Genomic DNA, 7095 nt, shown 5'->3' on the forward strand with positions numbered 1-7095 from the left:
GATGACTGCGCAGCGAGAGACCGGGGCCACGATCTGGCTGACCGGGCTGCCGAGCGCGGGCAAGACCACCCTCGCGCACGAGCTGGCCGGCCGGCTGCGCGCCGAGGGCCACCGGGTCGAGGTGCTGGACGGGGACGAGATCCGCACGTTCCTGTCGGCGGGCCTCGGTTTCAGCCGCGCGGACCGCTACACCAACGTCCAGCGCATCGGCTTCGTCGCCGAACTGCTCGCCTCCCAGGGGGTGCTGGCGCTGGTTCCGGTGATCGCCCCGTACGCCGACAGCCGCGAGGCGGTCCGCCGGCGCCACCGGGCCGAGGGCACCCCGTACCTGGAGGTGCACGTCGCGACGCCGGTGGACGTCTGCTCGGCGCGCGACGTGAAGGGCCTGTACGCCAAGCAGGCGGCGGGCGAGCTCAGCGGCCTGACCGGGGTGGACGACCCGTACGAGGCCCCCGGGGCGCCGGATCTGCGGATCGAGACGCACAGGGAGAGCCTCCGCGACTCGGTCGAGGCCCTCCACGCCCTGCTCACCCAGCGGGGACTCGTACACGAAGGGGAACGGAAATGACGGCGGTCGCGATGCTCACCCGGCACGAACCCGTCACGGCGGCACGGGGGATCCCGCACCTGGACGCCCTGGAATCGGAAGCCGTGCACATCTTCCGCGAGGTGGCGGGCGAGTTCGAGAAGCCGGTGGTCCTGTTCTCCGGCGGCAAGGACTCCATCGTCATGCTGCACCTGGCGCTGAAGGCGTTCGCCCCGGCGGCCGTCCCCTTCTCGCTGCTGCACGTGGACACCGGGCACAACTTCCCCGAGGTCATCGACTACCGCGACCGGGTGGTGGCCGAGCACGGACTGCGGCTGCACGTCGCCTCGGTGCAGGAGTACATCGACGCCGGCACGCTGCGCGAGCGCCCGGACGGGACCCGCAACCCGCTGCAGACCGTGCCGCTGACCGAGGCCATCCGGAGCCACCGCTTCGACGCGGTGTTCGGCGGCGGGCGCCGGGACGAGGAGAAGGCCCGAGCCAAAGAGCGGGTGTTCAGTCTCCGGGACGAGTTCTCGCAGTGGGACCCGCGCCGCCAGCGCCCCGAGCTGTGGCAGCTCTACAACGGCCGCCACGCACCCGGCGAGCACGTGCGCGTCTTCCCGCTCTCCAACTGGACCGAGCTCGACGTGTGGCAGTACATCGCCCGCGAGAAGATCGAACTGCCGGAGATCTACTTCGCCCACGAGCGCGAGGTCTTCAAGCGCAACGGCATGTGGCTGACCGCCGGCGAATGGGGCGGCCCGAAGAGCGGCGAGACCCCGGAAGTCCGCCTCATCCGCTACCGCACCGTCGGTGACATGTCCTGCACCGGCGCCGTCGACTCCGACGCCACCACGCTGGACGCCGTGATCACCGAAATCGCCGCCTCCCGCCTCACCGAGCGGGGCGCGACCCGCGCCGACGACAAGATGTCCGAGGCCGCGATGGAAGACCGCAAGCGCGAAGGGTACTTCTAGAAATGACCACCGCCACCGAGCAGTTCGCCGACCTGTCGGCCACCACCCTGCTGCGCTTCGCCACCGCCGGTTCCGTCGACGACGGCAAGTCCACGCTCGTCGGACGCCTCCTGCACGACTCCAAGTCGATCCTCACCGACACCCTCGACGCGGTCGAGGCGGTGTCCGCCCAGCGCGGCCAGGACACCCCCGACCTCGCACTGCTCACCGACGGCCTGCGCGCCGAGCGGGAACAGGGCATCACCATCGACGTCGCCTACCGCTACTTCGCGACCACGCGGCGCCGGTTCATCCTGGCCGACACCCCCGGGCACGTGCAGTACACCCGCAACATGGTCACCGGCGCCTCCACCGCCGACCTCACCGTGATCCTGGTCGACGCGCGCAACGGTGTCGTCGAGCAGACGCGCCGGCACGCCGCCGTGGCGGCCCTCCTCCGGGTCCCCCACGTGGTCCTGGCCGTCAACAAGATGGACCTGGTCGGCTACGAGGAGCAGGTGTTCGCGCACATCGTGTCGGACTTCACCGCGTACGCGGGCGAGTTGGGCATCCCGCAGATCACCGCGATCCCGGTTTCGGCGCTCGCGGGCGACAACGTGGTCGAGCCCTCCGCGCACATGAACTGGTACGGCGGCCCGACCGTTCTGGAGCACCTGGAGACGGTTCCGGTCAGCGACGGCCTCACCGGGGCCCACGCCCGGCTGCCCGTGCAGTACGTGATCCGGCCGCAGACCGCCCAGCACCGCGACTACCGGGGCTACGCCGGGCAGATCGCCGCCGGGACGTTCCGGGTCGGCGAGCCGGTGACCGTGCTGCCCTCGGGCCGCACCTCGAAGATCTCCGGGATCGACCTGCTCGGCGAGCCGGTGGACGAGGCCCGGACCCCCCAGTCCGTCACCCTCTTGATCGAGGACGACATCGACATCTCGCGCGGCGACCTGATCGTGCCGAGCGGTGGCGCGCCCGCCACCACTCAGGACGTGGCCGCGACCGTCTGCCATGTCGCCGACCGGCCTCTGTCGGTGGGGCAGCGGGTGCTGCTCAAGCACACCACGCGCACGGTCAAGGCCATCGTCAAGGAGATCCCCTCGCGGCTGACCCTGGACGACCTCTCCCAGCACCCGAACCCGGGGCAGCTGGTCACCAATGACATCGGCCGCGTCCTGGTGCGCACCGCCGAGCCGCTCGCCCTCGACTCGTACGCCGACTCGCGCCGCACCGGCTCCTTCCTGCTGATCGACCCGGCCGACGGCACGACCCTGGCGGCGGGCATGTCGGGCGAGGCCTTCGCAGCCACCACCGCCACCACCACCGTCCGCGATGACAGCTGGGACTTCTGACATGACGGCGAGCAGCATCGCGATCGACCTGCGAACCGTGTCCAAGGCGTACGGTCCGGCCGGCACGCGCCGGACGGTGATCGACGGCGTCGACCTCAAGGTGACGGCAGGAGAGTTCGTCTGCCTCCTCGGCGCCTCGGGCTCCGGCAAGTCGACCCTGCTCAGCCTGGTCGCAGGACTCGAACGGGCGTCGTCGGGCGACGTGCGCGTGTGCGGCCCCCGCCCGGCGATGCTCTTCCAGGACCACGCCCTCTTCCCCTGGCTGACCGCGGGCGAGAACGTCGAGCTCGCGCTACGGCTGCGCGGCGTGGCGAAGGCCGACCGGGTCGCGGAGGCCGGGCGACTGCTGGACCTCGTACGGCTGGGAGACGCGTACGGGCAGCGGGTGCACGAGCTGTCCGGCGGCATGCGCCAACGGGTGGCGCTGGCCCGCGCTCTGGCCCAGGGGACCGAAGTCCTGCTCATGGACGAGCCGTTCGCGGCCCTGGACCCGATCACGCGCGAGCTGCTCCACGGCGAACTGACCAGGGTCTGGGCCGACCGGCAGCTCACCGTGCTGTTCGTGACCCACGACGTCCACGAGGCCGTACGCCTCGGGGACCGCGTCGTGCTGCTGTCCTCGCACCCCGGCCGCGTCGCCCGCGAATGGACCGTGGGCGCCCCCCGGCCCCGGCGGGCCGACGACCCCGCCGTCACCACGCTCGCCCATGAAATCACCGACCGCCTACAGGAGGAGATCGGCCGCGATGCCCGCCACTGACACCATCCCCCGGCCGATCCGCACGCTCACGATGGTCCCCGCAGGACCCGCTGCCGTGACCGCCGCCCCGCCCGCCCCCGCCGGCACACCCACACCCCTCGCACCCCTCGCTCGCACGCGGCGAGTCACCGGACCACGCCTTCGCCACCTCACCTTCAAGGCGGCGGCACCACTGGCTGCCTTCGCCATGGTGCTCTGCGCCTGGCAGCTCGCCTGCACACTCCACTGGTCGGCCACCCTCCCCACACCGGCGGCCGTATGGCACGACATCGCCACCGCCTGGCGGCACGGCACGCTGGCTCCGGCCCTGTTCCACAGCATTCGGCGCTGCCTGCTCGGCTTCCTCTGCTCCGTGGCCGTAGCGGCGCCCCTGACGCTGCTGCTCTTCGGGTTCACCGCGCTGCGCCTGCCCCTGCGCCCCGTCCTGAACGCCATCCAGTCCCTGCCCGCCGCCGCGCTGGTACCGGTGGCCGTCATCTGCCTCGGCAACTCCGAGAACGCCGTGTTCTGCGTCGTGCTGCTCGGCGCCGTCCCGTCCATCGTGGTCGGGATCCTCTCCGCCCTGGACCAGGTCCCGCCCCTGCTGCTGCGGGCCGGCAGATCGATGGGCGCGACCGGACTCACCGGAGCGCGCCGCATCCTGGTCCCCGCCGCCATGCCGGGCATCATCACGTCCCTCAAGCAGGGCTGGACCTTCGGCTGGCGAGCCCTCATGACCGCCGAGCTGATCACCAGCACACCGCTTCCCGGTATCGGCCGGATGCTCGACGCGGGCAAGAAGACGGGCAGCCTGAGCCTGGTACTGGCAGCCACGGCGCTCATCCTCTTCGTCGGCGTCGTGACAGAGGCATCCGTCTTCCGCCCACTCGAACGGCGCGTCCTGCGCACTCGCGGTCTCCTGACACACGACGACCCGGAGCAGCAGGGCTAGGCCAAACGCCAAACAGGGGCCTGATCCGCGATGCGGATCAGGCCCCTGACCTGGTCTTACGAAGTCGGGGTGGCGGGATTTGAACCCACGACCTCTTCGTCCCGAACGAAGCGCGCTGCCAAGCTGCGCTACACCCCGATGTCCACCCTTGCAGCGCTTGCTGCCCTGGCGACATCGATTACTTTAGCGGACCCTCGGCCGGAGACGAAATCCGGTTTTCGCGGGGCGGGCGGTAGCGGTCCGCCGTGACCAGGGCGAGGCCGAGGGCGTAGAAGCCGAGACCGAGGACCACGGAGTTCACGGCGACCCGGGCGTAGCCGTACTGGGCCACGTCGATGAAGGGGTACGTGTACCGGGCCGGGGCGCCGGGGGAGAGGAGGGCGCCGCGGATCAGCGCGAAGACCACGTAGGCCAGTGGGTACGCCAGCCACTGCGCGGCGTGGCGCGGGAGCAGGCGGCGCGGGGCGGTCAGGAGGAGGAAGTCCAGGACGGCGCCGACGGGGGTGACCGTGTGGAGGAGCTGGTTGGAGACGGCGCGGGCTCCCGCGAGCTTGTCCAGGTCCTCGATCACGTTGAAGGGGCTGGACGGGTTGGCCAGGACCAGGTGGAAGACCAGCCCGGTGATCAGGATGAAGAGGAGGACCCCGCCGCGCCAGACGGGGGCCACGTCCGGGACCCCGCGGTAGGTGCGGACGGCCGAGAGGGTGAAGACGACCGCGACCAGGATGTTCGTCCAGATCGTGAAGAAGCTCAGGACGACGGGCACGCTGCCGTACGCGCACTCGATGGCGAGGCCGGTGAAGGCGGCGGCCGCTATGAGCGCGCGGAAGGCGGCGGTCGGCAGGCGCGGAGCGAGCGGAGTGAGCGGAGTGTTGAGTGCGGGCATCGGGTCAACGTACTGGGCTTCGTTACGCCTTCGGGGTCAGCGTGAGGAGTGTCGCCTCGGGCGGGCACGCGAATCGCACCGGGGTGAAGCGGTTGGTGCCGCAGCCCGCCGATACGTGGAGGTAGGAGCGGTGTCCCTCCGCCTCGTGCGTCGACAGGCCCTTGACCCGCTTCGTGTCCAGGTCGCAGTTGGTGACCAGCGCCCCGTAGAAGGGGATGCACAGCTGCCCGCCGTGCGTGTGGCCGGCCAGGATCAGCGGGTAGCGGTCGGCGGTGAAGGATTCCAGGACGCGCAGGTACGGGGCGTGGACGACGGCGATCGAGAAGTCGGCGTCCGTGTCCGGACCGCCCGCGACCCGCTCGTAGCGGTCGCGCTTGATGTGCGGGTCGTCCAGGCCGGTGAAGGCCAGCTCCAGCCCGTCGAGCTTGAGCCGGCCCCGGGTGTTGGTGAGGTTGAGCCAGCCGGCCGCGTCGAAGGCGTCCCGCAGGCCCTCCCACGGGTTGTGGACGGCGCCGACGACCGGCGCGTTGCCGTTCAGCCCGTGCCGCCCCTGGGCCTTCTCCAGCAGGTAGCGGGCGGGATTGCGCAGCCGGGGGCCGTAGTAGTCGTTCGACCCGAAGACGTACACGCCGGGGAAGGACATCAGCGGGCCGAGCGCGTCGAGCACCTCCGGCACGCCCTCCGTGTCGGAGAGGTTGTCGCCCGTGTTCACGACGAGGTCGGGCCGCAGACCGGCCAGGGACTGGAGCCACGCGCGCTTCTTGCGCTGCCCGCCGACCATGTGGATGTCCGAGACCTGCAGGATCCGCAGCGGGCGCATCCCCGGTGGGAGCACGGGGACCATGACCCGGCGCAGGCGGAATGACCGGGCTTCGAAGCCGGCGGCATAGGCCACGCCGGCGGCCCCCGCCGCGGCGATCCCGGCGGTGACCTTCAGGGGTACTCCGTAACGCGCACGCATGTCCTCATGTTCGCAGACCCGGTGGGCATCCTGACCCGGTGAGGATGCAGCCCTCCGGGGAAACCGGCGGGCGCCGGAGGGGTGGTACCTGGCAGACTCGGCGCATGACCACGCTCAAGGCCAAGCTCCAGGAAGACCTCACCACCGCCATCCGCGCACGGAACGAGCTGCACTCGTCCACGCTGCGCCTGACCCTCTCCGCCATCACCAACCAGGAGGTCGCGGGCAAGGAAGCCCGCGTGCTCTCCGACGAGGAAGTCCTCAAGGTGATCGCGAAGGAGGCGAAGAAGCGCCGCGAGGCCGCGGACGCCTTCGCGCAGGGTGGCCGTCCCGAGCAGGCCGCGCGCGAGACCGCCGAGGGCGAGTTCCTCGACACCTACCTCCCCAAGCAGCTCGGCGACGAGGAGCTCGGCGCGATCGTGGCGCAGGCCGTCGAGGAGGCCAAGGCGGCCGGCGCCGAGGGCCCGCGGGCGATGGGCGCCGTCATGAAGATCGTGAACCCGAAGGTCGCCGGGCTGGCGGACGGCGGGCGCGTCGCCGCCGCCGTCAAGAAGCACCTCTCCTGACACAACAAGACACAAAGGGGGGGGGGGGGCGCCGGGCCGGAGAGCCGCGGGAGGGGGCCGGGGCGGGGTGTGGGCCGCCCGGGAGAAGACGGCCGCGCCCCGCGCGGGCGGCGGCGCGGAGGGGTGGAGGGGGAGGGGCGGTGCG

General features: G+C 71.5%; 8 protein-coding genes and 1 tRNA gene. 6 read left to right on the plus strand and 3 right to left on the minus strand.

What is annotated here, in order from left to right; all coding sequences use genetic code 11:
- Position 1 precedes the first annotated feature (1 nt).
- The 5 genes from cysC to ACFXDJ_RS10925 are packed head-to-tail and all read left to right on the plus strand — an operon-like array spanning position 2 to position 4537.
- The gene (gene cysC, locus ACFXDJ_RS10905; protein WP_384659196.1) at positions 2 to 568 is read left to right on the plus strand and encodes an adenylyl-sulfate kinase; all 567 of its coding nucleotides are present in this window, start codon (positions 2 to 4) and stop codon (positions 566 to 568) included.
- Positions 565 to 1506 (plus strand): sulfate adenylyltransferase subunit CysD, encoded by a 942-nt coding sequence (cysD, locus tag ACFXDJ_RS10910; RefSeq protein WP_384659193.1) that lies wholly within the window; start codon positions 565 to 567, stop codon positions 1504 to 1506. Before cysC ends, cysD begins: the two co-directional genes overlap by 4 nt.
- Before the next feature lie 2 nt (positions 1507 to 1508).
- A complete protein-coding gene (locus tag ACFXDJ_RS10915; protein ID WP_384659190.1) occupies positions 1509 to 2846 on the plus strand; it encodes a sulfate adenylyltransferase subunit 1 in 1338 nt (445 codons plus the stop codon).
- Position 2847: 1 nt separating this feature from the next.
- Positions 2848 to 3606 carry an ABC transporter ATP-binding protein gene (locus ACFXDJ_RS10920; protein ID WP_384659187.1) on the plus strand — a complete coding sequence of 253 codons (759 nt, stop codon included), beginning with the start codon at positions 2848 to 2850 and terminating at the stop codon, positions 3604 to 3606.
- A complete protein-coding gene (locus tag ACFXDJ_RS10925) occupies positions 3593 to 4537 on the plus strand; it encodes an ABC transporter permease (RefSeq protein ID WP_384659184.1) in 945 nt (314 codons plus the stop codon). Before ACFXDJ_RS10920 ends, ACFXDJ_RS10925 begins: the two co-directional genes overlap by 14 nt.
- 64 nt (positions 4538 to 4601) lie before the next feature.
- Here the strand turns inward: ACFXDJ_RS10925 and ACFXDJ_RS10930 are convergent.
- From ACFXDJ_RS10930 to ACFXDJ_RS10940, 3 genes are all read right to left on the minus strand, one after another.
- Positions 4602 to 4675, minus strand: a tRNA-Pro gene (locus ACFXDJ_RS10930).
- A gap of 40 nt (positions 4676 to 4715) precedes the next feature.
- Positions 4716 to 5423, minus strand: a complete 708-nt coding sequence (locus ACFXDJ_RS10935) for a Pr6Pr family membrane protein (RefSeq protein WP_384659181.1) — start codon at positions 5421 to 5423, stop codon at positions 4716 to 4718.
- Positions 5424 to 5445: 22 nt separating this feature from the next.
- Positions 5446 to 6384: a metallophosphoesterase gene (locus ACFXDJ_RS10940; protein ID WP_384659178.1), complete on the minus strand. Its 939-nt coding sequence runs from the start codon at positions 6382 to 6384 to the stop codon at positions 5446 to 5448.
- A 104-nt stretch (positions 6385 to 6488) separates the two neighbouring features.
- On the opposite strand from ACFXDJ_RS10940, the gene ACFXDJ_RS10945 reads away from it, so the two are divergent.
- The gene (locus ACFXDJ_RS10945) at positions 6489 to 6950 is read left to right on the plus strand and encodes a GatB/YqeY domain-containing protein (RefSeq protein ID WP_384659177.1); all 462 of its coding nucleotides are present in this window, start codon (positions 6489 to 6491) and stop codon (positions 6948 to 6950) included.
- The last annotated feature ends 145 nt before the right edge of the window (positions 6951 to 7095 follow it).

Origin of the sequence: Streptomyces sp. NPDC059443 (assembly GCF_042750105.1) — a bacterium.
Taxonomy (GTDB): Bacteria; Actinomycetota; Actinomycetes; order Streptomycetales; family Streptomycetaceae; genus Streptomyces.

Coding starts and splice junctions, on each gene's coding strand:
- cysD (WP_384659193.1), top strand. CDS start 565: ATGACGGCGGTCGCGATGCTCACCCGGCACGAACCCGTCACGGCGGCA.
- ACFXDJ_RS10915 (WP_384659190.1), top strand. CDS start 1,509: ATGACCACCGCCACCGAGCAGTTCGCCGACCTGTCGGCCACCACCCTG.
- ACFXDJ_RS10920 (WP_384659187.1), top strand. CDS start 2,848: ATGACGGCGAGCAGCATCGCGATCGACCTGCGAACCGTGTCCAAGGCG.
- ACFXDJ_RS10935 (WP_384659181.1), bottom strand. CDS start 5,423: ATGCCCGCACTCAACACTCCGCTCACTCCGCTCGCTCCGCGCCTGCCG.
- ACFXDJ_RS10940 (WP_384659178.1), bottom strand. CDS start 6,384: ATGCGTGCGCGTTACGGAGTACCCCTGAAGGTCACCGCCGGGATCGCC.
- ACFXDJ_RS10945 (WP_384659177.1), top strand. CDS start 6,489: ATGACCACGCTCAAGGCCAAGCTCCAGGAAGACCTCACCACCGCCATC.
- cysC (WP_384659196.1), top strand. CDS start 2: ATGACTGCGCAGCGAGAGACCGGGGCCACGATCTGGCTGACCGGGCTG.
- ACFXDJ_RS10925 (WP_384659184.1), top strand. CDS start 3,593: ATGCCCGCCACTGACACCATCCCCCGGCCGATCCGCACGCTCACGATG.